Below are 24,836 nucleotides of genomic sequence, written 5' to 3' on the forward strand. Positions count from 1 at the left end.
GCCCTTGTGATTTGTTTTACAAGGGCTTTTTTATAGCTAATTTATCAAACACTGATTAATACCAATTCGCTTAATTAAGTTTATTGAGCGCTGTATTAAAGCGTGGGCAATAATATGAAACCAATAAAACATGTCGTAATTGCAGGCGGTGGTACCGCAGGGTGGATAACAGCAGCACTGCTTAATAAAGTGTTAGGTAAAGTAATTAATATCACACTAATAGAATCATCAGCTATTGGTACGGTAGGAGTGGGTGAAGCAACGATACCGCCCATTATTCAACTTAATAACGCGCTGGGTATAAACGAGCAAGATTTTATTAATGCCACTAATGCTTCAATAAAATTAGGTATAGAGTTCGAAAACTGGAAAACGCCAGGGCATAGCTACATGCATGCGTTTGGCTCGTTCGGTAAAAACTTTCCCTTCTGCGATTTTTATAACTTTTGGCTAAAAGGTCAAATTACGGGTTGCGAAGACGACTTATGGGATTTTTCACTCAATTACCAAGCGGCTAAACAGCATAAATTTGCACCCCTCAATACAATTCCTAATACCCAACTACCTGGGCTGAGTTACGCATATCATTTTGATGCGACGCTTTACGCTGAATACTTAAAAAAGTTGGCTATATCGCGCGGTGTTAAACACATAGATGCAAAAATAAGCCACGTTGAACAATGCGATACAGGCAATGTTAAAAGCCTAGCACTGGATAACGACAGTCAAATTAGTGGGGATTTATTTATAGATTGCACCGGGCTGCGTGCACTATTAATTGAACAAACACTAAATACAGGTTTTATTGATTGGTCTCATTACTTACCATGCGATAGTGCAGTAGCCGTACAAACAAAAAGTACTCATGAGCTTAAGCCCTATACGCGATCTATTGCACATAGTGCTGGTTGGCAATGGCAAATACCACTGCAAAATCGTATTGGTAATGGCCTTGTTTATTGCAGTAGATACTTGTCAGATGATGATGCTAAGCAGTTACTGCTAAAAAGCTTACCCGCTGAGCCAATTACAGAGCCCCGTATTATAAAATTCAAAACAGGTCGGCGTTTAAAGCAATGGCATAAAAATGTGGTGTCGGTTGGCCTCTCAAGTGGTTTTTTAGAGCCGCTAGAGTCAACCAGTATTCATTTAATTCAAACTGCGGTTACGCGTTTAATTAAGCTATTTCCACACAACGGTATTAGCGATGCGTTAGTAACGGAGTTTAATAAACAAAGCGTTATTGAATTAGAGCACATACGTGATTTTATTATTTTGCATTATAAACTCACCGAGCGAGAAGACTCCCCGTTTTGGCGTCAATGCATGCAAATGGATATACCAAATTCCCTTACCCATAAACTGAATTTATTTAAACACACAGGCAAAGTAATACGTGAAGATGATGAACTATTCGCCGAAGTTGCTTGGCAGCAAGTCATGATAGGGCAAGGGCTTATCCCTGATGACTATAACAGTATTGTTGATTCACTAAGTGATGATCAACTGAGCGATTTATTCTCTACTTTAAAAACGTTGATCAGCTCAACTGTAACGCAATTACCAACTCACCAGAATTTTTTAGCCAGCATTAAAAAGGTATAACAATGCGATTTTTAAACACACTTTTACTAGTAAGCGCATGTAGCTTACCAAGCTTTAGTTATGCACTTAATGTAGAGCCTGCCAATTGGTGGGTCGGAATGAATAAAAATAACATTACAGTACTCGTGCATGAGCAAAATATAGCTAACGAAGAATTTAAATTAGATAAGTATAAAGGGGTTGAACTTAATAACGTAACACGTACCGACAACCCTAATTATGCTTTCCTTCATTTAAATATTAGCGATAACGCCAAAGCAGGAACGCTCAAGTTTAACAGCACTAATACAGCGCATAGCTTTGAGTTTCCTTTATTTACCCGAGATAAAAATAGCGCGCAACGCCAAGGTTTCACAAGTGCAGATGCTTTATATTTAATTAACCCAGATCGCTTTGTAAATGGCGACTCCACAAATGACACCGTTAAAAGCATGCTAGAAGCTGTAAATCCAGGTTTTAAAGGCGGGCGACATGGAGGGGATATTCAAGGTGTTATTAACGCATTACCGTATTTAAATAATTTAGGTGTAACACAGCTTTGGCTTACTCCAGTGCTTGAAAACAACATGCCAGATTACTCTTATCATGGTTACGCGATTACAGACTTTTACAACGTTGATCCGCGAATGGGATCAAATAATTTATACAAAACGTTATCAATAAAGGCTAAAGAGCAGGGCATTGGGCTTGTTATGGATATGGTGCTTAATCACTTTGGTGCTGAGCACCCGTGGATGAAGGATAAACCAACTCAAGATTGGATTAACTTTAATGGGCAGTTTGAAAATGGTAAAAATGCCACAAGCCATGCGCGCCAAACAATTCAAGATCCACACGCAAGTAACTACGATAAACGCCAGTTTAGCGATGGTTGGTTTGTCGCTAGCATGCCCGATTTAAACCAGCGCCAACCATTATTAAATGAGTATTTAATTCAAAATGCAATTTGGTGGATTGAATACGCAGATTTAAGCGGTATTCGAGTTGATACTTACTCTTACTCAGACAAAGCATTTTTAAGTGATTGGACCAAGGCCATTATGGATGAATACCCACACTTTAATATTGTTGGCGAAGAGTGGACTTCAAACCCTGCAATAGCGTCGTATTGGCAGCGCGGTAAAGTAAATCAAGATGGGTATGTGTCAAGCTTACCCAGTGTGATGGACTTTTCGTTGCAAGAGGCGGTAATTCGAGCTTTAAATGAAGATGAAAGTTGGAGCACAGGCTGGGTTAAAGTATATCAGTCATTAGCTAACGATTTTTTATACCCAGACACCAATAACATTATGGTGTTTGCTGATAACCACGATATGAGCCGTTTATATACGGAATTTGGGCAAGACTTAGCTAAAACTAAAATGGCGATGACTTTGTTTTTAACAACGCGCGGCATTGCTCAAATATATTATGGAACCGAAATATTATTGGATAATACGCCGAGTAAAGATCATGGTGATATACGCATTGATTTTCCAGGTGGGTTCAAAAATCAAAACGCTAATGCGTTTACTGGAGTCGGGTTAAGTAAAAATCAGCGCGATATGCACGAAACTATAAGCACGCTACTTAACTTTAGAAAGCAAAGCCCGGCGCTTGCAAAGGGTAAGCTCGTTCATTTCAGTCCGAACAATGGTGTTTATAGTTATGCTCGCGTTAGTGATACGCAAACAGTATTAGTTTTTATGAATAAAAACAAAGTAACACAAAAGCATAATCTTGATTACATGCAAGAAGTTATACCAAAAAATGCCAATGCGCAGGCATTATTCACACAACACACTTTTAAACTAACTAACAGTATTAACTTAGAGCCAATGACTGCTACGGTATTAGTGATTAATACGCCGTGAATGTTTAAGTGAATACGTATGCAGCAACTGTATGGTTGCTGCAGATATCTTTAGTATAAAGCTATAACACTACTGACAAAAAGACACACAATGAAAAAATCAGTTTATGTACCCGCATTACTGTGTAGCGCACTTATAACAAGTGCGTGCTCAGACAATAATGAAACCGAACAACAGCAAGCGCCTAAACAGGCACAAAATGAGTTAACAAAGCCTGTTGTATACCAAGTATTTACACGCTTATTTGGTAACACACAGACCGCGAATGTGCCCTGGGGTACAAAAGAGCAAAATGGCGTAGGTAAATTTGCCGACTTTAACGATGCTGCACTTAAAGGTATTAAAGAATTGGGTACGACCCATGTTTGGTATACCGGTGTTTTACATCATGCGCTAGTGGGCGATTATACCGAGTATGGGATTACGCAAGACGACCCTGATGTAGTTAAAGGCCGTGCAGGTTCACCTTATGCAATAAAAGATTACTACGACGTAAACCCAGATTTAGCCATAAATGTGACTAATAGAATGGGTGAGTTTAGTGATCTGATTGAGCGCACTCATGAGCATGACATGAAAGTGGTTATAGATATTGTACCTAACCATGTGGCTCGTAATTATAAATCAGTAGCAAAACCCAAAGGAATAAAAGACTTTGGTGAGCAAGACGACACCAGCAAAGAGTACGATAAAAATAATAACTTTTATTATGTACCAGGTCAGTCTTTTCAGGTTCCAACATCACAAAACTATACAGTTTTAGGGGGTAATACTCACCCTTTAGCTGACGGTTTTTTTGATGAAACGCCAGCGAAATGGACGGGGAATGGCGCGCGTGCACCCAAGCCAGATATTAACGATTGGTACGAAACCGTAAGAGTGAATTATGGCGTTAAGCCTGATGGCAGCTATGACTTTCCTGTATTACCTAAAGAGTTAGAAAACCAAGATTATCGCTCTCATTATGCGTTTTGGCAAAATAAGGAACTGCCTAATAGCTGGTATAAATTTAGAGATATCACTCTTTACTGGCTTGATAAAGGCGTTGATGGTTTTAGGTACGATATGGCCGAAATGGTGCCGGTTGAATTTTGGAGCTTTTTAAATTCATCAATAAAAATGCAAAAGCCCGATGCGTTTTTATTGGCTGAAGTTTACAACCCACAAATGTACAGAGCGTATATTCAGCAAGGAAAAATGGATTACTTGTATGACAAAGTCGGCTTTTACGACACATTAAAAGCTATTATGCAGGGTAAGCAAGCGGCTAATACTATTTTTGCAGCCCAAAGCCAAGTGGCTGATATTGAAGCGCACATGCTGAACTTTTTAGAAAATCACGACGAACAACGCATTGCTAGCCCTGATTTTGCAGGTGATGCACGCTGGGGGAAACCAGCAATGGTCGTTTCTAGCTTAATGAGTCGCGCACCTACTTTATTATATTTTGCCCAAGATGTGGGGGAGGACGGATCTGAAAACGCAGGTTTTGGCACATCTACTCGCACCAGTATTTTTGACTATATTGGTGTACCAGCGCATCAAGCATGGATGAACAACGGCAAATTCGACGGCGCTAACTTATCGAGCGAGCAAGCATCACTTCGTGATTATTATAAATCAATAATGGCTCTCAATAGTTTGCCCGCTGTTGTAGGTGGAACCATGTCAGAGCTTTCACTTAGCAATAGCGAACGCGTTGTTGGTTTTGTACGCTCGCTGGGACAGCAATCTATTTATGTTTTTAGTAATTTTAGTGAGGAGCCACAAACGGTATTAATTAATTTAACACCAGAGCAAGCAAATACCTTTGAGCGAAATAAACCGCTACACGACTTACTTGAGCAAAATACGGTAAAGATCATCACTGACAAAGAAGTTACAAAGCTTATGCTTTCGCTAGATGCATTTAGTAGCGCAGTTTTAACTAATAAGGCTAATCATGAATAATCAAAATAATAATTCTGACAGCAACAAACCAAATCTAAGTTTTTGGCAAATATGGAATATGTGCTTTGGCTTTTTAGGTATTCAATTTGGTTTTGCACTACAAAACGGCAATGTGAGCCGTATTTTTCAAACCCTAGGCGCACAAGTGGATGATATTCCTATTTTATGGGTTGCAGCACCGCTAACGGGCTTAATAGTGCAACCAATAATTGGTTATTGGAGTGATAAAACATGGGGGCGTTTTGGTCGTCGTCGTCCATTCTTTTTCATAGGGGCGGTACTTACTACTATCTCACTCTTTATCATGCCGCATTCACCAACCCTTTGGATTGCTGCAGGTATGTTATGGATTATGGATGCCTCAATCAATGTCACTATGGAACCTTTTAGAGCACTTGTAGGCGATAACCTGCCAGAAAAACAACGTGCTACGGGCTATGGCTTGCAAAGCTTTTTTATTGGTATTGGTGCGGTATTAGCCTCAGCGCTACCATGGATGATGACCAATTGGTTTGACGTAAGTAATACCGCTGCGCCAGGGCAAATCCCTGAATCTGTTAAATATTCATTTTATTGGGGTGGGGTCGTATTGCTAGTCGCAGTTCTTTGGACAGTTATGCGAACCAAAGAATATAGCCCTGAGCAATTAGCTGCTTTTGAAAACCACACTGCCAAACCGACTAACACAGCATTAGTAGATATCAACTTCAATAAAGGTGCCATTATTTTTGTGGTGCTAGGTTTAGCAACCCTTGCATTAGTAATGGGTTTATCGCTTGAAAAAGAGTTATACCTACTTGCTGGTGGCTTACTATCGTTTGGTATTGTGCAGTGGATAGCAAGCGCATTAAAGGCTGCTAACAAAATACAAGGCGGTTTTTACCAAGTAGTACAAGATGTATTTACCATGCCAGAGGCAATGAAGCAGCTTGCTTGGGTGCAGTTTTTTAGCTGGTTTACGTTGTTTGCTATGTGGATATACACCACAGCCGCAGTAACAAGCTTTCATTACGGCAGCAGTGATGCAACAAGTAAAGCCTTTAACGATGGGGCTGATTGGGTCGGTATTTTATTTGCAGCTTACAATGGCTTTGCGGCTATTGCCGCTATGTGTATTCCATTCTTAGTTAAAAAGATGGGCTTAAAAGGCGCACATTGCTTTAACTTATTACTAGGCGCATTGGGCCTTGCGAGCTTTATGTTTATAACAGATCCAAAAATGCTTCTTATTCCAATGATAGGCGTTGGCTTTGCATGGGCTTCTATTTTATCGCTTCCTTATGCAATGTTAAGTAACGCACTACCGAGTAATAAAATGGGCGTGTATATGGGTATTTTTAACTTCTTTATTGTTATACCGCAATTGCTTGCTGCTAGTATTTTAGGGCTTATTTTACGCCACGTATTTTCTAACCAGCCTATTTACGCATTATTAATTGGTGCTGCATCATTCGTTGTTGCTGCGATTGCTGTAATGCGCGTTAAAAATTCAAACTAAGGGTCACACAATGAAAAAATATAACCTTATTACTACCGCTCTTTTAACTTTGGGCTTAACAGCCTGTGGTGCACAAAATACGAATAACGAAAATATTGACGCTACAGTTTCAGCAGCTCCTGGCGCACCAGGTGCTGAACCATATTGGGCTTACGCGGGTAAAACCGGAATTGGTACTTCTTTTGAGCAATACCAAAACGGCCAATATAATAACAATGCTGCGACAGGTGAAGTATCAAAAGTATGGTTTTCAATTGCCAAAGGTATGATCACCGAAACTATGTTTGGACTCATTCACCAAGCTCAAATTAAAGATATGCAGTTTGTAGTAACCGGTAAAGATTTTACAGTCACTGAAGCTGACGACTTAGACGTTACAATTGATTACTTACATAAAGACGATAAAGGCAGACCACTATCGCTTGCTTACAAAGTAACAAGTACAGATAAGAAAGGGCGTTTTACCCTCGAAAAACACATATTCACCGACCCTGACGGACAAACATTGTTTGTACGCAGTATTTTTAATACATCACTTAAAGGCGTGAAAGCGTATGTTGCTGTTAACCCTTATATAAACAACAACGGCTTAGGTGATTTTGCAAAAACCACTGAGCAAGGCTTAGTAGCATGGGAAGATGATAATTTTTTAACGTTGCAATCATCTACGCCATTCAAAATGCAAAGTGTAGGCTTTACAGGTGTGAGCGATGGCATCACCTCACTTAAAAAACAACACACACTAAGCAAACAATATTCAAACACTGGCGATAAGGCCGGTAACGTCACTCTGCTGGCAGAGCTTGGTAATATCGATAGTAATACCACATTTGATTTAGCACTAAGCTTTGGTAAAACGCAGCAGCAAAGCCAGCAACAAGGTGCACAGAGCTTATCTAAAGGTTATCAAAATGTGCTTGATGCCTACAACGGTAAAGGTGAAGCGCTAGGCTGGGAAGATTATTTACAAAGCCTTGAGCCATTAAATACAATGGTTAAGCAAACAGCCGATGACGGTAAGCTACTTTATACCAGTGCAATGGTACTAAAAGCGCAAGAAGACAAAACTAATGCGGGTGCGCTCATTGCCTCACTTTCTAATCCTTGGGGTGAAACTGTTTCAGCCAAAGAGGGTTCGACTGGTTACAAAGCGGTATGGGTTCGTGATTTTTATCAAGTAGCTATGGCATTTATGGCCTTAGGCGATACCGCCACTGCAAAAACGGCCTTCGAATACCTTGAAAAAGTACAAGTTACTAGCAAAACCCCCGGTAACAATGGTGATACAGGATGGTTTTTACAAAAAACACATGTTGATGGTGAACTTGAATGGGTAGGGGTACAGCTAGATCAAACAGCTATGCCAATTATGCTCGCGTGGAAGTTACATCAAGCAAACGTACTAAGTGATAACGAACTTAAAGATTGGTACGCACGCATGCTAAAACCGGCAGCTGACTTTTTAGTTGATGGCGGAAGAGCTAAAATTTTATGGAACGACATGCAAATCACTCCACCTGCTACACAGCAAGAGCGCTGGGAAGAGCAAAGTGGTTATTCTCCCTCTACAACGGCTGCCGTTGTTGCTGGCCTTATAACAGCCAGTGACATAGCAACACTCAGTGGTGATACTCAAAATGCAGATCGTTATTTAGCAACGGCTAAAAAGTACAACAGTGATATAGAATCGCAAATGTTTACCACCGAAGGTAATTTAAAAGGTGATAGCACCGATGGCGAGTATTTTATTCGTATAGGTCAAGACACCGACGCTAACTCTAATACTAAAATTAACGCCAACAATGGCCGTGAAGGTTTTAACAAAAAGCAGATTTTAGACGGTGGTTTTTTAGAATTAGTCCGCTATGGAGTAAGAAGTGCCAACGATTCAAGTATAGTTAAAACCCTACCTGAGTATGACGACGAAACGCTTGAAGATAACTTACAAGTTAAATACAGCTTTAACTTTACCGATGGTAGCGGCACATTTGCAGGCTATCGCCGTTATGGCAACGACGGTTACGGTGAAGATGAAACCACAGGTACTAATTACGCCGAAAGCGGGAGCAACACGCCAGGCCAACGTGGTCGTGTATGGCCATTTTTTACAGGCGAACGCGGACACTATGAAATAGCGGCCGCAAACGCAAATAATACGCTAGATGATGCAAAACAAGCGGACATTAAAAATAGTTACGTAAAAGGTTTAGAGCAGTTTGCCAATAGCGGCATGATGCTACCTGAGCAAGTATGGGATGGCGTGGGTGTAAATGAAGCAGGTTATGCGTTAGGTGAGGGCACAAACTCAGCAACACCTCTAGCTTGGACACATTCAGAATACATTAAGCTTGTACGCTCACTCAGTGATAAACAAGTTTGGGACTATTATCCGGTGGTTGCCGAATCGCTTAAAGACTAATATAAAACATGCTGTAGTTATTAAAAAAGGCTTCTAAATAAATTTAGAAGCCTTTTTGTTATGTACTCACTTAATATTAAAACAAAAGAATGCTCTTCAAATAAAATGAATGTCACTTTTTAGTTACATTATTTGAGGCCACACTTATTATCAAACCATGATAACAACTCGGTATAAAATTCTTTTTTATGATCGTAGAAAAGCGTATCAGAAAAGTGATCGGCATCTTCAAGCTCAATATATTTAAAGTCTTTTTTGTACTTTTCAAGCTCAGATACGAAGTCTCTACTGTGTTTTACTGGAACACGACTGTCGATATCACCATGCACAACCAGTATAGGAATATTTACTTTATCTACTTGCTCTACAGGAGAGACACCTGTAATCGTAGGGCGTTGTAAGATACTTAAAAAGCGATTTTCGTTAAGAGTTGCATTAATACGACTTAAATCACTTACCCCGGCACCGGCAACAACACATTTATATATGTTGTTTTCACGCATAGATGCAGCAAATGCAGCATAACCGCCATAACTCCAACCAAATAAAGCAAGCTTATCTTTTGTTGCTAAACCTTTATCTATTAAATATTGTGCCGCGTCGTCTAAATCATCTTGTTTTTTCAAACCCCAGTTATTATCACCGGCTATCCAATGCTCCAGACCGTACCCCGTAGATCCACGATAGTTTGGTTGAATAACTACGTAACCATGATAGGCGAGTAACTGCGCCCAGTCATCAAATACAACAGAGTCACGCACCCAAGGACCACCGTGAGGAAGTACTATCGCAGGGTAAGGACCTTTAGTCGCAGGAATGGTTACATATGCTTTTATTTTGCGTCCATCTCTTGCTTTATAAGAGATATATTTAACGGATCCTAATTTACTTTTATCAATAAACGGAAGTCGATCACCAATTTTAGTCAGCTTCTGCTTATCAGTAACAATGTAATAGCTGCCAGGATTATCGTCAGCAGATACTCTTACTACTAATACGTTATCGTTATCAGAGCTACTAATGATTTGTACAAATTTATCTTTAAATAAAGAAGCAACAGATTCGTTAAGTGCTTGAAGGTTTGGGTCTGTGAAATAAAACTTAGGCTGCTTGGTTGTATAGCGAAAGCCTTGTAAAGTACCGTCGGTATCAAGTATAACACCGTCTGTATCTACAGATTTAAGACCAAATTGACGTTCAGAATACTGACCTGTTTTAATATTGTAAATATAAATGCCAGTCGTATTTTCGCCTAAGTTGGCGTTAACATAAACTTCGTTAGGATTACCTTTTGCAAATCCTAATATCTCAAAGTTTTCACGCTTTTTAGGACTAACTTGCTTAATTACTTTCCAATCATCATTGCCTTTATCTCGGGCATAATAATCGATTGCGTTATCAGATTTATTCCAACCTTGGGCTATTCTTATTTCACCATCGTAGTCAGAAACAAACGAGCCTGAGACTTTTTCATTTCCGCGCATTACAGTAACGCTTCGTCCAGTGTTAATATTAAATCTCACTACATCTGGAATGTAGTTATTATTAATATCAACTTCTACAAGTACTTCATCTTTTTTGTCTGGAAGTATATTTATTATATTAAATTGAACATTTCGCTTTTTCTTAAATGGTAATAACCAGTCGCCTTTACCATCTGCATCAGTTATTGCAAACTTATTAACCCAGTATTTGCGACTTCCATCTTCTAGTATTTGTCTAAACATAACGCCAATTTTTTCATCGTTTAACCATACGATGGAAGATATCAGCATTTTATCAGCGCCCAACCTTACGGGGTCTGATTCTAGGTTATTTGGATCTCTTATCTCAATTATATAGTCACCATTTTTGGTAGTCGCTCTTAAAATAGCAAGCTTCTTACCATCAGGTGATGCTACAACACTACGGATAGCCGATGACATTGAGAAAGCATCGATACTGCTCACTTGTGTCGCATCTTCAGTTTCGCTATTAGCGAAAGAAGATAGGCTTAGTAAGGTAAATCCTACTAACATTCTTTTTTTAAGTTTCATTTTTTATTCCCTCAAAAAAAATGGCCTAAAATTTTAGGCCATCTGGATTGAATATATACTCAGCCAATTCTAATTAAAAAGAAGCTGTAAAACTGATGTATGGGCTACGTCCTGAAGTATCATAACCAACACCTAGAGGGATGTTAGTATTTGAGAAAGAACCATTTGGATCTACTTTTGGTGGAGCTTCATTAAATACGTTACGTACACCAAAGTTCACTTTATAAGCATCGTTAGACCAAGTCATACCGATGTTATGTACAAAGTAGTCATCAGTGAAACCAACAGGGCGACATTTAAGTGGAGCACCATTTGCGTCAGTTAAACCACGACAACCTGCAGTACCTTCTTCGAATTCACCTAAATCATCTTCATCTTCACGACCTTTACCGATGAAACGTGTTTCCCAGTTAAACCTAAAATCAGAATATTTAAGTTGTAAGCGTGCTGTACCGCGCCATTCTGGTGAATCTGGCTCACCCATATTGTCATCAATAGTACCAAGTACATCAAAAACTTGCTCTGTCATACGCGTGGCTTGAAGGTCTAGTGTAATACCTAAGTTTTCTTCTGCAATTACCGTATCTGTTTCAAAGTAGATATTGTAATCAAAACCTTTAGAAGAGATTAAACCAATATTGATAAAGCTAGCATCAACTAAATCAATTTGACCATTTTCGTCACGGCCTATACGGCTACAAAAAGCATCATTACCATCTGCAGAATAACACTGACCAATACTGTAGAAAGCACTTGGCTCTGCAATACTATTTGTTACTTCAATATCAAAACGAGTTAATGACATTGTTAAATCAAATGCATCAGTGAACGGTTGTTCAAAGATAAAACCGTATGTTTTAGCCACTGATGTTTCAGCACTAAGCTCAGTTGTACCGCCAGTTTCAATCTCAGCGCTGTAAGTAGCAGTATATGAATCAGTCCCACCTTGACCTAAACCAAGAGTAGTTGGATCAATACCTGATGCTTGACAAGCGTTTAGTACCGCTGTATCACGTGTTTCTTCAGCTGCATTATATGTAGCTGCTGAACCTGGGTTCAATGGGTCTATATTACGAGCATCTTCCGGAACAACACATGGATCGGCAACTGTATTAAAACCAGACGTACCGTTTAAGAAACGTTCACGTAAGTTTGGCGCTCTATAAGAAGTACCTTTTGTAGCACGAAGAGTAAACCAATCAACAGGACGGTAGATAGTTTTAAGACTATAAGTTGATTCAGCATCGTAGAAAGATTCTTCAGAAACACGGCCAGAAGCTGTAAATGTAAGTTCTTCAGCACCTTTAACTCCTTTAAGTAAAGGAAAGTCAACTTCTGTGAATATTTCTTTTAGATTACGAGAACCATCAGCGCCTTGGTCAGCAAAGTAGCCCCATAGTAAGCCTTGTGATGCTGCTGCATTAGGATTTGATTCAATCTCATCACGACGATATTCAATACCAACGATACCTGCAACAGTTTCGTTATTCCATGGTAGTGCGAAGAAGTCACCACCCATGAATGCATTAAAAACAAACTGGTTTACTTTAGTTTCGATGTCGCGGTCAATAAATAAATAGGCCGCTTCTTCAGGTGAAAGCGTACCGCCGCCTTCTTGGTAAATACTGTCTGCAAATAAATTAACAGGAACACATCCATCAGAACCGGTACCACAGGTAACAGTACCATCATCATTAAGAACAGCGGTTTCTAATGAGTTAATTAAGCGTTCTTCATCAATACCAACACGGTGGTCAGTACCTTTAGATGCGCTGTACGATACAGACGCGTCGTAGTACCAATTGTCTAAACCAATGTTTTCAAACATACCGAGGTTACCAGTAACACCAGTAACTAAACGATATTGTGAAACTTCAACCTCAGTTTGATCACGGTCACCACGAATATTGATGATTGGCTGAACGGCTTCTGGTCCACCAGGGCCCACACCTAACACGCCAAAACAGTCAATACCGTTTGTACCACAAGGGTTATACGGATTTGATGCCGCTACTTGTTGAAATATTTGTGCACCAGGGCTAAAAATTGGTGATTTACGACTCGCATATAAACCTTCATAGTAGAAAGTTGTGTCGTTATCGTCTTGGAAGTTGTATTCACCATTAAGCATTAATGAAATACGTTCATTTTTACTTCTGTAATCACCACTTTTGTAGTAATCAGATTGTTGGAAAGCGTATAGAGGGTCTTGGAAATCAACGTCACGGAAACCATCTCCGTTACCATCAACAAATACACCATCATTAATACCATCGCCATCGAAATCGCCAGCTACCCATGAAGGTAAAAATCCTTCAAGACTTGATGGTACAGTTGATTCGCTGAAGTTTGGAATACCAGTATTTGTGAAGTTAGGAGTGTAATAAACACTACCAAAGAAAGAAGGTACGCTAATACGATTTGTTAGAGGGAAAATATCACATGAATCTTCACCACTCGCCACAGGACCATAGCCACTGTTTCTCGTTACGATACTGCCATCTTCAGCTTCCCAAATACGCTCTTCACACCCTTTAACAAAAGGGTTACCAGATAAAGATTGAGATTTTTGTTCTGAATATTCAACGCCTACAGTGATAAAACCATTATCCATGGTTTTGCCCCACATACCCGAAAGTACAGTTTCTTCACCGCCTTCACCTTTAGGTTGACGATAAGATGCATCAAAAATAAAACCTTCAACATCTTTTTTCAATATTACGTTAGCTACACCCGCTACCGCATCAGAACCATAAACGGTTGATGCGCCATCAAATAAATTCTCTACACGCTCAATCATTACGCCAGGTATTAAATTCAAATCAGGGGATGTTGGTGCACCACCAACGCCAGCAGGAGCCATTCTTCGGCCATTAATAAGCACAAGAGTTCGTTCAGCACCTAAACCACGAAATCCGATTGTTGCAGCGCCCGGACCGTTATCTAGTACAAAACCACCAAATGTATTATCTATTTGAGCACCAGCCGCTTGGCTGGTCGATTGAAGCATTGAGCCTGCATCAAATAAACCCATTTCACGAGATAAGTCGCCATTGATAATTTGAATTGGTGATGCATTTGAAAATTCAGCTTTTCTTATACGTGAGCCTGTTACAACTATTCGTTCAGGTGCTTCTTCTTCTAATTCTACGTCTGAATTCAAGTCATTTTCTTGAGCTAGCGCGTTAGGCGCTAAGGCTACAGAGCCTAGCAATAAAGAGTATCTTATTGCATTTGATAGAGCTTTAGTTTTAAACATATGTAAATCCCTGAGATATTATTGTTATTTAAGCTATAAAGTTACAGAGTAAGGTTATAGCGGCACAATAAATTTACATTACAGAAACAAAATAGTAAATACAGTTAACGACTAGCTATTGCTAAGGGGGGAGGAATTGATGTCTTTTTGACGGAAAAGTATAGTTTTTCAGATTATTTTTATTTTAATCTATTGTTTACTATACAATTTTATTGTTTGTAAATGGATGTGAACAGATGTAGCCGGTGTTTGCTTAAAAAATAGGCTCAGCTTGACCTTCTAGGAATGAGAATAGGAGCTAATAGGGTACTTTGTACTTCTTCACCACGTATCAGTTTTAATAAGTTCTCTACGAGCATTTGCCCAGCAACAGTGGTGTTTTGCTCTATCGTCGTCAGCGGTGGGTTTACATAACTAGCAATGGCTATGTTATCAAAGCCGACTACCGCAACATCTTTTGGCACGTTAATATTTGCTTCTTTAAGTGCACGTATAGCCCCAATAGCAATTAAGTCACTTGCAGCAAATAAGGCGTTAAATTTAATATTATTAGCGATAAGCGAACGAGTGGCGTGATATCCAGATTCTTCAGTAGATATAGCATTAGCCATTTTACGTTCGTTTATTTTTACGTTGTTAGCCAGTAGCTCATCTTTAAAGCCCTGAAAACGACTAAAGAATTCAGGGCTATGATCAGATGCATCACCAATAAAAGCGCAGTCAGTTCTGCTGTGAGCAATAAAGTGCTCAGCGGCAAGCTTACCGCCACCGTAGTTATCACAACAAACAGTTAAATCTGGGCGATTATCGACCGTTGCACCCCAACAAACAAACTTAGTGTTTTGTTCAAGTAAGGTATTAAATTTTGGTTGGTAATCAATGTAATCGCCATAACCGAGTAAAATAATACCATCGGCTCTGTGGCTATCTTCATAGTCTGCTTGCCAATCAGCACTGGCCGATTGAAATGATACTAATAAATCGTAACCTTCTTTAGCGCAAGCACGGGTAATGCTGCCAAGCATGGCTAAAAAGAAAGGATTAATTTGTGACTCATCAGAAGTAGGGTCTTCGAAAAGAAGTAATGCAAGTGTGCTGCTTTGTTGTGTACGCAAGTTGCTGGCATTTTTATCAACTTTATAATTAAGCTTTTTAGCTATATCGAAAACACGTTTACGTGTTTCTTCATTAACAAGATGGCTGTTACGTAAAGCGCGAGATACAGTTGATTGAGATACCCCTGCATAGTGGGCAATATCAAATGAGGTGGCTTTACCTTTCATTGTTACAACTTAATTAATTTGATAAATAATTGTGCCATTTTCGGTTATTAATGAATAATTTCAAGCTTTTTGTGAATTAACGTATATTTTTATTGATAAACGGCTGACACCGGTGTCATAATATAAATGTTTTATCATTTTGTTGTCAAAACGTATTCGCTGTTTATATATTTTATAGGCAGCATTTTTTACTGTGATAGCTACTTTGAGGTGATAGCTCAAAGTATAAATAACAATGGTATACCATTGTAAAATAATAAGCACGAGTCGCTTAACAAAAGAGATAATACTATGAGCCTAAACTCTTCTGCCCAATTTGATCCCATCTTAGTTGCTGATGTTGGCGGCACCAATGCCCGCTTTGCTTTAATAACTGCTTTTAATGAGCACACTAACCAATTTGTAATAGAGCACATTAATATTTTTCCTAGTGCTAATTTTGGTTCACTTGAAAGTGCGCTTGAGCAATATTTACAAACAGTCTCGCATATTACACCCAAACGCGCATGTTTAGCCGTTGCAGGTCCAATAAAAGCTGGGCAGGTACATTTAACCAATTTAGGTTGGCATTTTAGTGTTAGTGAATTTAAAACTCATTTTGATTTACAGCAACTAGAGGTCATTAACGATTTTGCTGCCTTTGCATATGCGGCTCCTTACTTAGATCCTAAACAAAATGTCATTGTTAAATCAGGTCAAGCTGATGATAATGCAAACATTGGTGTTATAGGTCCCGGTACTGGTTTTGGTGCCGCGTGCTTAGTTAGAACGTCGCAATCTACCGCTGTTTTAAGTTCAGAAGGGGGGCATATATCGCTTGCACCTGTTAATGAACTCGATACTTTACTATTAAATGAATTACGTAAAGATCATCCCCATGTTTCTATTGAAACTGTATTTTCAGGCCCTGGCATAACGCATTTATACAAAGCGATGTCTGCGGTTAAGGGTGTAACAGCTAAAAATTTAGATGCTGCGCAAATAAGTAGCCTAGCAAATAGCGGTGAATGTGCTGTGTGCGATGCAACTCTTAATCAATTTTGTGATTGGATCGGCAGTGTAGCTGGCGATTTAGCCGTTGTTTACGGCGCTTTAGGCGGACTATTTATTGGCGGTGGAATACTGCCTCGTATGCAAGCAAGACTTCTTGAGAGCCGTTTTGTTGAACGATTTTCGCAAAAGGGTATTATGTCGCAATACGCAGGGCAAATTCCTGTAATACTTGTAACACAAGATAATATTCCACTAATTGGTGCCGCAGCGTGTTTGCACAACAGCAAATAAGGAGCTTTCCTTGTTCGCATTTGGAAAAATAGAGTGATGAAAAAAGTAACAATAAACAGTGTGGCAAGTCATGCTGGTGTTTCTAAAAAAACCGTATCACGCGTTTTAAATAACGAGCCTAATGTTAGTGCTGCAACCCGAGAAAAGGTGCTTGCGGTATTTAAAGAACTCGATTACACCCCAAATCCAATTGCACGAGGCCTTGCACAAAATCGTAGCTTTATTATTGGGTGTCTTTACGATAACCCAAGTAAAAGCTACATTACTCGCGTGCAAACGGGTGCTTTAGAAGCATGCAAAGAAAATAACTATAATTTATTGATACACCCTTGTGAGTTTCGTGGTGAAGCCCTTATAAATAATATTGAGCAATTACTACAGACTTCTCGATTAGATGGCATTGTGCTAACACCTCCTTTTGGTGATTTTGCTGAGCTTGTTGCTTTTTTAAAATCTAAAAAAATTCCTTACGCAAGGGTTGCGTCAGCTTTACTTCAAGATGATTCTATTTCAGTTCGTAGTAATGATGAACAAGGCGCATTTGAAATTACTGAGCATCTAATTAGCCTTGGGCATAAATCTATAGCGTTTATTAAAGGGCACCCGGATCACAGTGCCACTCAACAACGCTTTAAAGGCTACAGGCGTTCACTTGCAAGCCATGGAATAGAGTTTGATGAGCGCTTGGTAGAGGAGGGTAACTTTAGTTATCACTCAGGTGTAGATAGTGCACGTAGCATATTAGATTTGTCTCCTAGGCCAACAGCTGTATTTGCATCAAACGATTACATGGCGGCAGCGGTATTAAAATTAGCTACCCAGCGGCAATTAAAAGTGCCGGATGACATTTCAATAGCCGGCTTTGATAATGCACCCATTGCACGTCATATTTGGCCTGGTTTAACGACTATTGCACAGCCTGTTGAAGAAATGACTAAACAAGCCGTAACTCAACTTATTTCACACATAGCTCAACCGCAAGAACAGCCGTATCAGGTAACGCTTGAGTCGCGCTTAATTACACGTGAGTCTACCTCTGCGATAAAATAGTGAGTTAAAAACACTTTCACAGTAGCCCGAATATGAGTGACGCTTATTCGGGCTTTTTTTTGCTCTGAACTTGCTAAAATATACTTTGTGCCTAAAAATCAATTAGGTCATTATTCGGTCATGTTAAAATATTAAACTATTTTTGTTACCCGGGGTTGACACCGGTGTCATTGCTATGCGTTAATACAGTGACACCGGTGTCAGGGCTGTTGTGAGAGGCTCCCTGGTAGCGTACCTTTGAACGGGTAAATCAAAGATGCTCAGTACAGTTATTTACGTGGAGTCTGTAGTTGCTACTGAGCCTTTATCCTCTAACTAATAGAGATGAGTTAAATTATGTTACATCCTCGTATTCAAGAAGTTACCCAGCGCGTTATCGAACGCAGTAAAAATACCCGTCAAGATTATTTAGAACGTATTTCGCACGCAAAAAAACAAACAAGAGTTCGTGCCGGTTTAGGTTGCGGAAATATAGCCCATGTTATGGCTGCATGTAGCAGTGATGACAAAGCGCGCTTAAAGGCTGATGAGCAGCCAAATCTTGCTATTATCAACTCATATAACGATATGTTATCGGCTCATGTGCCATACAAAGATTACCCAGATTTAATTAAAGACATTGCTACTAAATACGATGCTACAGCACAAGTTGCTGGTGGCGTTCCTGCAATGTGTGATGGTGTTACGCAAGGGCGTGACGGCATGGAACTTTCGCTTTTTTCTCGTGATGTAATTGCTATGTCTACGGCAATTTCCCTTTCACACGATGTGTTTGATGGCGTTTTTTGTTTAGGCGTTTGCGACAAAATCGTCCCGGGTTTATTAATTGGTGCATTGTCGTTTGGTCATTTACCTGTGTTCTTTTTACCAGCAGGTCCAATGCAATCAGGTATTCCTAATAAAGAAAAAGCACGTATTCGTCAAAAATTTGCACAAGGTCTAGTAAGTCGCGAAGACTTATTAGAGGCTGAAAGCGCGTCTTACCACAGCGCAGGTACTTGTACGTTTTACGGTACTGCAAACTCAAACCAAATGTTAATGGAAATAATGGGCTTACACCTTCCAGGTAGTTCGTTTATTAATCCTTACACTGAGCTTCGCGATGGTCTTACAGGTAATGCTGTAGAAACTATGCTTAAGCAGCTTACAGATGATAAAGAAAGCCCGTGTTTAGCCGATGTGATCAGCGAAAAAACGATTATAAACGGTTTAGTAGGCCTACTTTCTACAGGTGGTTCTACTAACCATGCAATTCATATTGTTGCGATAGCAAAAGCGGCGGGCATTCAGGTTACGTGGAAAGATATGTCTGATTTATCAGAAGTTGTACCACTACTTACACGTATTTACCCTAACGGCTCTGCAGATGTAAACCACTTCCAAGCAGCTGGCGGTATGGGTTTCTTAATGCGAGAGCTAGCAAGCGCTGGTTACTTACACACAGATGTTAAAACAATGCTAGGCGATGGTTTAGCACCTTACATGACAGAACCTCGTTTGGATAAAGACGATAGCCTGATCATGAGCAACTCAACCGGCCCAACTAAAGTTAAATGGGTAGATTGCCCAGCAAACTCACATGATGAAGAAGTACTTCGCCCAGTGAGTAACCCTTTTAGTAAGCAAGGTGGTCTGCAACTTCTAACGGGTAACTTAGGTAAAGCTGTTATTAAAGTGTCAGCTGTTGCTATCGAACATCAGGTTGTTACTGCTCCTGCAAAAGTATTTAGCTCACAAAGTGCTTTGCAAGATGCATACACGCGTGGCGAATTGAACCAAGACTTTATTGCCGTGCTAAAAGAGCAAGGCCCTAAAGCGAAAGGGATGCCAGAGCTACATAAATTAACGCCAGTAATGGCAACGCTTCAAGATGAAGGCTTTAAAGTAGCCATTGTTACTGACGGTCGTATGTCGGGGGCATCAGGTAAAGTACCAGCTGCTATTCACTTAGCACCAGAGGCAGTAGAAGGCGGCATTATTGCTAAAATCCGAGAAGGTGATTTAGTGACACTTGATGCGCCAAACGGAATATTAAAAGTACACGTTAGCGACGAAGAACTTGCTAAACGTGAAGCAGAACTTAGCCTGCCAAGTGCAACATTTGGTACAGGTCGCGAATTATTTACTGGATTTAGAAATATCGTAAGCAGTGCCGATTTAGGCGCGAGTGCTTTTGGACTTGAATAAATATTAGCCATACTGGGTAATGAGGAACAAGTAATGAGTATTGAAAAAATCTTAGCATCGGCACCCGTAGTGCCAGTGGTTGTAATCGAAAAATTAGAAGATGCAGCACCACTTGCAAGAGCGTTATATAACGGTGGCTTAAAAGCCTTAGAAATAACACTACGTACACCTATTGCTGCAGAAGCTGTAAAGCTGATGAAAGCAGAAGTACCTGAAGCCTATGTAGGTACAGGTACGGTAGTAGATAAAGCAAGTTTTGATCTTTCGGTTGCCGCAGGTGCAGATTTTATGGTGAGTCCAGGTGTGAGCGATGAGCTTATTGCTTTGGCTAAAACATCAGATATACCATTTTTACCGGGCGCTGCAACTGCAAGTGAAGTTATGCAACTTGCGTCGCATGGTTTTAAGTATTTAAAATTCTTCCCTGCAGAAGCTGCAGGCGGAACAGCAATGCTTAAATCAATCGGTGGCCCATTACCACATATTACTTTTTGCCCAACTGGCGGCATTAGCCTAGCAACTGCACCGAACTATTTAGCGCTTAACAACGTTATTTGTGTGGGTGGTACGTGGATGCTAGATAAACAACTAATTGAAAATAAAGACTGGCAAGCAATTGAAGCGCTTGCTCGCCAAGCAAGTGAACTTAAATAGGAGTCTAAAATGATTAATGTAGCAATTAACGGTTACGGCCGTATCGGTAGAAATGTTTTACGTGCACTTTATGAGTCAGCTCAAAACAGCGAAATTAAAATTGTAGCAATTAACGATTTAGCACCTGCTAACGTTAATGCACATTTAACGCAGTATGACTCAGTTCATGGTCAATTTTCTAAAAAAGTAACACTTGAAAATAACACCATGTTAATTGACGATGACGTAATTACGTTAACGCAAGAACGCGACCCTGCAAATTTACCGTGGAAAGCATTAAACGTAGATATCGTTTTAGAATGTACTGGTTTTTTCACTAAACGTGATGACGCTGCTAAGCACATTACAGCGGGTGCTAAAAAAGTAATCGTTTCTGCTCCAGGTAAAGATATGGATGCAACAGTGGTTCATGGTGTAAACAGCGATGTAATTAACGCTGATAGCCAAATCATCTCAAATGCATCGTGTACTACTAACTGTTTAGCACCACTTGCAAAAGCAATTAACGACACCGTAGGTATCGAAAAGGGGAGTATGACAACGATTCATTCTTATACGAATGATCAAAACTTATCTGACGTATACCACCCAGATCTATACCGTGCTCGTAGTGCGACTCAATCTATGATCCCAACTAAAACAGGTGCTGCGGCAGCTGTTGGTTTAGTATTACCAGAACTTGCAGGTAAATTAGACGGTATGTCGGTACGTGTGCCAACAATCAACGTATCTTTAGTTGATTTTACGTTTATTACTAAGCGCGATACGACTGCAGAAGAAATCAATGCAATCATGAAAGAAGCATCAACGGGTTCAATGAAAGATATTTTACAATATAATGAGCTTCCGCTTGTTTCTATCGACTTTAACCATAACCCAGCGTCATCTATCTTTGATGCAACGCAAACTAAAGCCGATGGTAATCTAGTTAAAGTAATGGCTTGGTACGACAACGAATGGGGTTTCTCAAACCGCATGTTAGACCAAGTTAAAGCATTAGGTGCGTTTTTATAATACAGCCCTAATGATGTAAAGTTTTAGCTTTATCCAACCAAGCCACGCATTGCGTGGCTTTTTTGCGTTTGGTTTATCTGTATATTTGCAACTCAGACTATGGAGGGAACTATTTGTATTTTTTATACCCTAAATTTTGTTAATATGTGGGTGTGTAAATCAATGGAATTTCGTTGTATTTAATCAACTCAACGAAGCAAGGAATAATAAAAATGATCAGAGCTTTATCACGAAAGGTATTTCGCACAAATCATCTTCAGATAGGTGAGGGCAACATAAGTGGCTACATAGCCTGCTTTTTAGCAATACTGAGTTGCTTAGGCGTATTAGCGTTTCACTTTCCTGAATACTTAACCACACCAGAACTACGCAAAAGCTACAGTGTCGACTTTTTACGTCAGCTTATGTTTGCATCATTATTGGTCTCGGGCAGTTTAGGGCTACTTAACTTTGTACGTAATACCAATAAGCGTTTAGGGGCTACAGCGTGGTTTTTTATTATTCTGGCAATCATGTTTGGCGGACCAAACGTTGAGGTAAATGAGTTTGCTAGCGACACACCTTACATAGGGCTAGATTGGTTTATTTTAGATTTACTCGGCTCAACACTCATATTTATTGTTATTGAAAAGCTGCTACCCCATCGAAAAGAGCAAAAAATATTACGTAGCGAATGGCGAGGCGATTTAAACCACTTTTTCGTAAACCATTTAATTATTGGTTTTGTGTTACTCGTTACTAACCACTTTGTGCATTATGGTTTTGGCTGGGCTGTATCATCTACAGTACAAGGTTATATAGAGCAAACACCATTTGTAGTGCAGTTGTTTTTAATAATACTCGTGGCTGATTTAATGCAGTATTGGGTGCATCGTGCTTATCACGAAGTCCCTTTATTATGGCGCTTTCATGGCGTACATCACAGTGCTAAAGAAATGGATTGGTTAGCGGGCTCTCGCCAACATATTCTTGAAATACTCGTAACTCGCAGCTTAGTGCTCACACCCATATTTGTACTTGGATTTTCACAGCAAATAATTAGTTTATACGTAATAATTGTGGGTTTGCAGGCTGTGTTTAATCATGCAAATGTACGTGTTAAATTTGGTTGGTTAAAGTATTTTATGGTTACACCGCAGTTTCACCATTGGCATCATGCGTCAGATAAAGCTGCGATTGACCGCAATTACGCTGCGCATTTTTCGTTTTTAGATTACGCGTTTGGTACTGCTGTTAAAGGCCAAAAAGAGTGGCCACAAGCGTATGGCGTAGTCGGGGATTACATGCCGGTAGGTATGCTTAAACAACAGGTTTACCCGTTTAAGCGCACTAAATGAGCTCGATTAATTCAATAAACATAAACTAAAAAAAGAGCAACGTGTTACACGTTGCTCTTTTTTATGACTCTACTCAATTATATATTTAGCTCTTCTAATAACTCAGTAAATGTAGGTCTTTGATTTAATGAAGGTTGCATAGCACACTTTGCCATATCGGACATTTCACCAAATAGCTCACTTTGTCTATCATCACCGGTTACCGTGCCTAATAAGTCTTCAATTAAACAGCCCAAAGCTCTTACTTCTATCCACTCTAGTTGCTTTTGTTGATACTCACTTAGCATCGTTAAATTAGTTGCAGCACCAAAATCACCAAACAGAACGTCATGGTTTTGGTTAACCATAGTGTTATGCGCATAAATGTCGCCGTGACTTACTTCACGAACATGTAAGTGATGCAGTGTACTTACCATTTGCTGTGCAATTTTTAAAATAGCTTGAGTTGAGTAATGGCAATCATTGTTAAAGGTATCACGCGTACAGGTTTCAAGGCTTGGAGGCAGGCCTAAATTAGCAAAGCTTTTATCTATTAGCTCCATCACTAAACCTAACTGATCACTTTGTTCAATGTAGGCAAGTACTTTAATTAAATTAGCGTGATCGTCTGCTTGTAAGCAGCAATTTACTTCATCAAGCGGGTAGCCGTCGCTGGTAATTGCACCTTTAAATAATTTAATCGCTACAGCGCTATCAGCAGCTTGTGCTAAATGAATAACGCCCGATGCACCTTGGCCAATAACATGACTAAGCGTGTAATCGTTAAGAGGTTTATTTTCTAAGCTGCACTTTGTAAGGCACTGGGCTTTATTAAAATCGTTACCGGCAAACGCAAGCCAAGCAAGTTTAGGCAGTTCAAACAGCCAGTCGTCTACGTGTGTTAAGTTATTAGCAGAGAGCCTAACAAGCTCGAGGTTTTTACACTGCGCCATGCTACTTGGCAGTTGCTTAAGTTGATTGCCCGCAAGCGCGAGCTTTTTAAGTTGGGTGTAATTACCAAAGTCTTCAGGCAATTCGCTTAACGTATTATCGGTGAGTATGAGCCACTCAATATTTTTTGGCAGGCTGTTTAAAGCAAACTCAGAAATTTGGTTACCCTTAAACGCGACCATAATTAAAGCAGGGCATTTAGCCAGCACAGTAGGAATATGCTTAAACTGATTAAACGATAAAAATACACGCTTAAGGTGTGTTAAGCAGGCAAATTTATCAGGTAGTGTTGATAAGTTATTATTTGATAAATCGAGTACTTCGAGCGTGTCAGCTAAGCTAAAAATCTCTTCCGGGAATATTGTTAACTCTTCTACTAATTGCAGGTGAGTAGCACCAGCAAGTTTGCCACTTTTAAGCTCTTTAAGGGAGTTCATATTAATACCATGTTCTAAAAATGAAAAAGCCAACATAGCT

General features: G+C 39.7%; 15 protein-coding genes. 11 read left to right on the plus strand and 4 right to left on the minus strand.

All coding sequences use genetic code 11. The features are described from left to right. The first annotated feature begins 114 nt into the window (after nucleotides 1-114). From CXF64_RS13785 to CXF64_RS13805, 5 genes are all read left to right on the plus strand, one after another. Nucleotides 115-1,605 (plus strand): tryptophan halogenase family protein, encoded by a 1,491-nt coding sequence (locus CXF64_RS13785; protein ID WP_101217284.1) that lies wholly within the window; start codon nucleotides 115-117, stop codon nucleotides 1,603-1,605. A 2-nt stretch (nucleotides 1,606-1,607) separates the two neighbouring features. Next, the gene (locus CXF64_RS13790; protein ID WP_101217285.1) at nucleotides 1,608-3,458 is read left to right on the plus strand and encodes a glycoside hydrolase family 13 protein; all 1,851 of its coding nucleotides are present in this window, start codon (nucleotides 1,608-1,610) and stop codon (nucleotides 3,456-3,458) included. Nucleotides 3,459-3,548: 90 nt separating this feature from the next. Continuing rightward, the gene (locus tag CXF64_RS13795; RefSeq protein WP_101217286.1) at nucleotides 3,549-5,408 is read left to right on the plus strand and encodes an alpha-amylase family glycosyl hydrolase; all 1,860 of its coding nucleotides are present in this window, start codon (nucleotides 3,549-3,551) and stop codon (nucleotides 5,406-5,408) included. After that, the gene (locus CXF64_RS13800; protein ID WP_101217287.1) at nucleotides 5,401-6,906 is read left to right on the plus strand and encodes an MFS transporter; all 1,506 of its coding nucleotides are present in this window, start codon (nucleotides 5,401-5,403) and stop codon (nucleotides 6,904-6,906) included. The genes CXF64_RS13795 and CXF64_RS13800 overlap by 8 nt, the downstream gene beginning before the upstream one ends. Before the next feature lie 10 nt (nucleotides 6,907-6,916). Further along, nucleotides 6,917-9,325: a glucan 1,4-alpha-glucosidase gene (locus tag CXF64_RS13805; protein ID WP_101217288.1), complete on the plus strand. Its 2,409-nt coding sequence runs from the start codon at nucleotides 6,917-6,919 to the stop codon at nucleotides 9,323-9,325. Between the two features lie 128 nt (nucleotides 9,326-9,453). Here CXF64_RS13805 and CXF64_RS13810 read toward each other — a convergent pair whose 3' ends face one another. The 3 genes from CXF64_RS13810 to CXF64_RS13820 form a co-directional block, all read right to left on the minus strand. Next, complete coding sequence (locus CXF64_RS13810) at nucleotides 9,454-11,361, minus strand: alpha/beta hydrolase family protein (RefSeq protein WP_101217289.1); 1,908 nt, start codon at nucleotides 11,359-11,361, stop codon at nucleotides 9,454-9,456. 73 nt (nucleotides 11,362-11,434) lie between these two features. Further along, nucleotides 11,435-14,620: a TonB-dependent receptor gene (locus CXF64_RS13815; protein ID WP_101164482.1), complete on the minus strand. Its 3,186-nt coding sequence runs from the start codon at nucleotides 14,618-14,620 to the stop codon at nucleotides 11,435-11,437. A 266-nt stretch (nucleotides 14,621-14,886) separates the two neighbouring features. Continuing rightward, nucleotides 14,887-15,903, minus strand: coding sequence for a LacI family DNA-binding transcriptional regulator (locus CXF64_RS13820; protein ID WP_007582612.1), 1,017 nt, complete (start codon nucleotides 15,901-15,903; stop codon nucleotides 14,887-14,889). Nucleotides 15,904-16,194: 291 nt separating this feature from the next. On the opposite strand from CXF64_RS13820, the gene glk reads away from it, so the two are divergent. The 6 genes from glk (at nucleotide 16,195) to CXF64_RS13855 (ending at nucleotide 23,429) form a co-directional block, all read left to right on the plus strand. Beyond that, nucleotides 16,195-17,187, plus strand: coding sequence for a glucokinase (gene glk, locus CXF64_RS13830; protein ID WP_010555044.1), 993 nt, complete (start codon nucleotides 16,195-16,197; stop codon nucleotides 17,185-17,187). A gap of 36 nt (nucleotides 17,188-17,223) precedes the next feature. Beyond that, nucleotides 17,224-18,237, plus strand: coding sequence for a LacI family DNA-binding transcriptional regulator (locus tag CXF64_RS13835; protein WP_010555045.1), 1,014 nt, complete (start codon nucleotides 17,224-17,226; stop codon nucleotides 18,235-18,237). Between the two features lie 336 nt (nucleotides 18,238-18,573). Next, nucleotides 18,574-20,424: a phosphogluconate dehydratase gene (gene edd / locus CXF64_RS13840; RefSeq protein ID WP_007582619.1), complete on the plus strand. Its 1,851-nt coding sequence runs from the start codon at nucleotides 18,574-18,576 to the stop codon at nucleotides 20,422-20,424. A 33-nt stretch (nucleotides 20,425-20,457) separates the two neighbouring features. After that, nucleotides 20,458-21,078, plus strand: coding sequence for a bifunctional 4-hydroxy-2-oxoglutarate aldolase/2-dehydro-3-deoxy-phosphogluconate aldolase (eda, locus tag CXF64_RS13845; RefSeq protein ID WP_002959756.1), 621 nt, complete (start codon nucleotides 20,458-20,460; stop codon nucleotides 21,076-21,078). A gap of 9 nt (nucleotides 21,079-21,087) precedes the next feature. Continuing rightward, nucleotides 21,088-22,092 carry a type I glyceraldehyde-3-phosphate dehydrogenase gene (gene gap / locus CXF64_RS13850; protein WP_007582622.1) on the plus strand — a complete coding sequence of 335 codons (1,005 nt, stop codon included), beginning with the start codon at nucleotides 21,088-21,090 and terminating at the stop codon, nucleotides 22,090-22,092. A 212-nt stretch (nucleotides 22,093-22,304) separates the two neighbouring features. After that, nucleotides 22,305-23,429, plus strand: a complete 1,125-nt coding sequence (locus tag CXF64_RS13855; protein ID WP_101217290.1) for a sterol desaturase family protein — start codon at nucleotides 22,305-22,307, stop codon at nucleotides 23,427-23,429. 77 nt (nucleotides 23,430-23,506) lie between these two features. Here the strand turns inward: CXF64_RS13855 and CXF64_RS13860 are convergent, their stop codons facing one another. Further along, nucleotides 23,507-24,832, minus strand: coding sequence for a leucine-rich repeat-containing protein kinase family protein (locus CXF64_RS13860; protein WP_101217291.1), 1,326 nt, complete (start codon nucleotides 24,830-24,832; stop codon nucleotides 23,507-23,509). Nucleotides 24,833-24,836 lie beyond the last annotated feature (4 nt).

The sequence above is a fragment of the Pseudoalteromonas sp. GutCa3 genome, from assembly GCF_002836155.1.
Taxonomy (GTDB): Bacteria; Pseudomonadota; Gammaproteobacteria; order Enterobacterales; family Alteromonadaceae; genus Pseudoalteromonas; species Pseudoalteromonas arctica.

Coding starts and splice junctions, on each gene's coding strand:
- CXF64_RS13785 (WP_101217284.1), top strand. CDS start 115: ATGAAACCAATAAAACATGTCGTAATTGCAGGCGGTGGTACCGCAGGG.
- eda (WP_002959756.1), top strand. CDS start 20,458: ATGAGTATTGAAAAAATCTTAGCATCGGCACCCGTAGTGCCAGTGGTT.
- CXF64_RS13795 (WP_101217286.1), top strand. CDS start 3,549: ATGAAAAAATCAGTTTATGTACCCGCATTACTGTGTAGCGCACTTATA.
- CXF64_RS13800 (WP_101217287.1), top strand. CDS start 5,401: ATGAATAATCAAAATAATAATTCTGACAGCAACAAACCAAATCTAAGT.
- CXF64_RS13815 (WP_101164482.1), bottom strand. CDS start 14,620: ATGTTTAAAACTAAAGCTCTATCAAATGCAATAAGATACTCTTTATTG.
- CXF64_RS13820 (WP_007582612.1), bottom strand. CDS start 15,903: ATGAAAGGTAAAGCCACCTCATTTGATATTGCCCACTATGCAGGGGTA.
- glk (WP_010555044.1), top strand. CDS start 16,195: ATGAGCCTAAACTCTTCTGCCCAATTTGATCCCATCTTAGTTGCTGAT.
- CXF64_RS13860 (WP_101217291.1), bottom strand. CDS start 24,832: ATGTTGGCTTTTTCATTTTTAGAACATGGTATTAATATGAACTCCCTT.
- CXF64_RS13790 (WP_101217285.1), top strand. CDS start 1,608: ATGCGATTTTTAAACACACTTTTACTAGTAAGCGCATGTAGCTTACCA.
- CXF64_RS13810 (WP_101217289.1), bottom strand. CDS start 11,361: ATGAAACTTAAAAAAAGAATGTTAGTAGGATTTACCTTACTAAGCCTA.
- CXF64_RS13805 (WP_101217288.1), top strand. CDS start 6,917: ATGAAAAAATATAACCTTATTACTACCGCTCTTTTAACTTTGGGCTTA.
- CXF64_RS13835 (WP_010555045.1), top strand. CDS start 17,224: ATGAAAAAAGTAACAATAAACAGTGTGGCAAGTCATGCTGGTGTTTCT.
- CXF64_RS13855 (WP_101217290.1), top strand. CDS start 22,305: ATGATCAGAGCTTTATCACGAAAGGTATTTCGCACAAATCATCTTCAG.
- gap (WP_007582622.1), top strand. CDS start 21,088: ATGATTAATGTAGCAATTAACGGTTACGGCCGTATCGGTAGAAATGTT.
- edd (WP_007582619.1), top strand. CDS start 18,574: ATGTTACATCCTCGTATTCAAGAAGTTACCCAGCGCGTTATCGAACGC.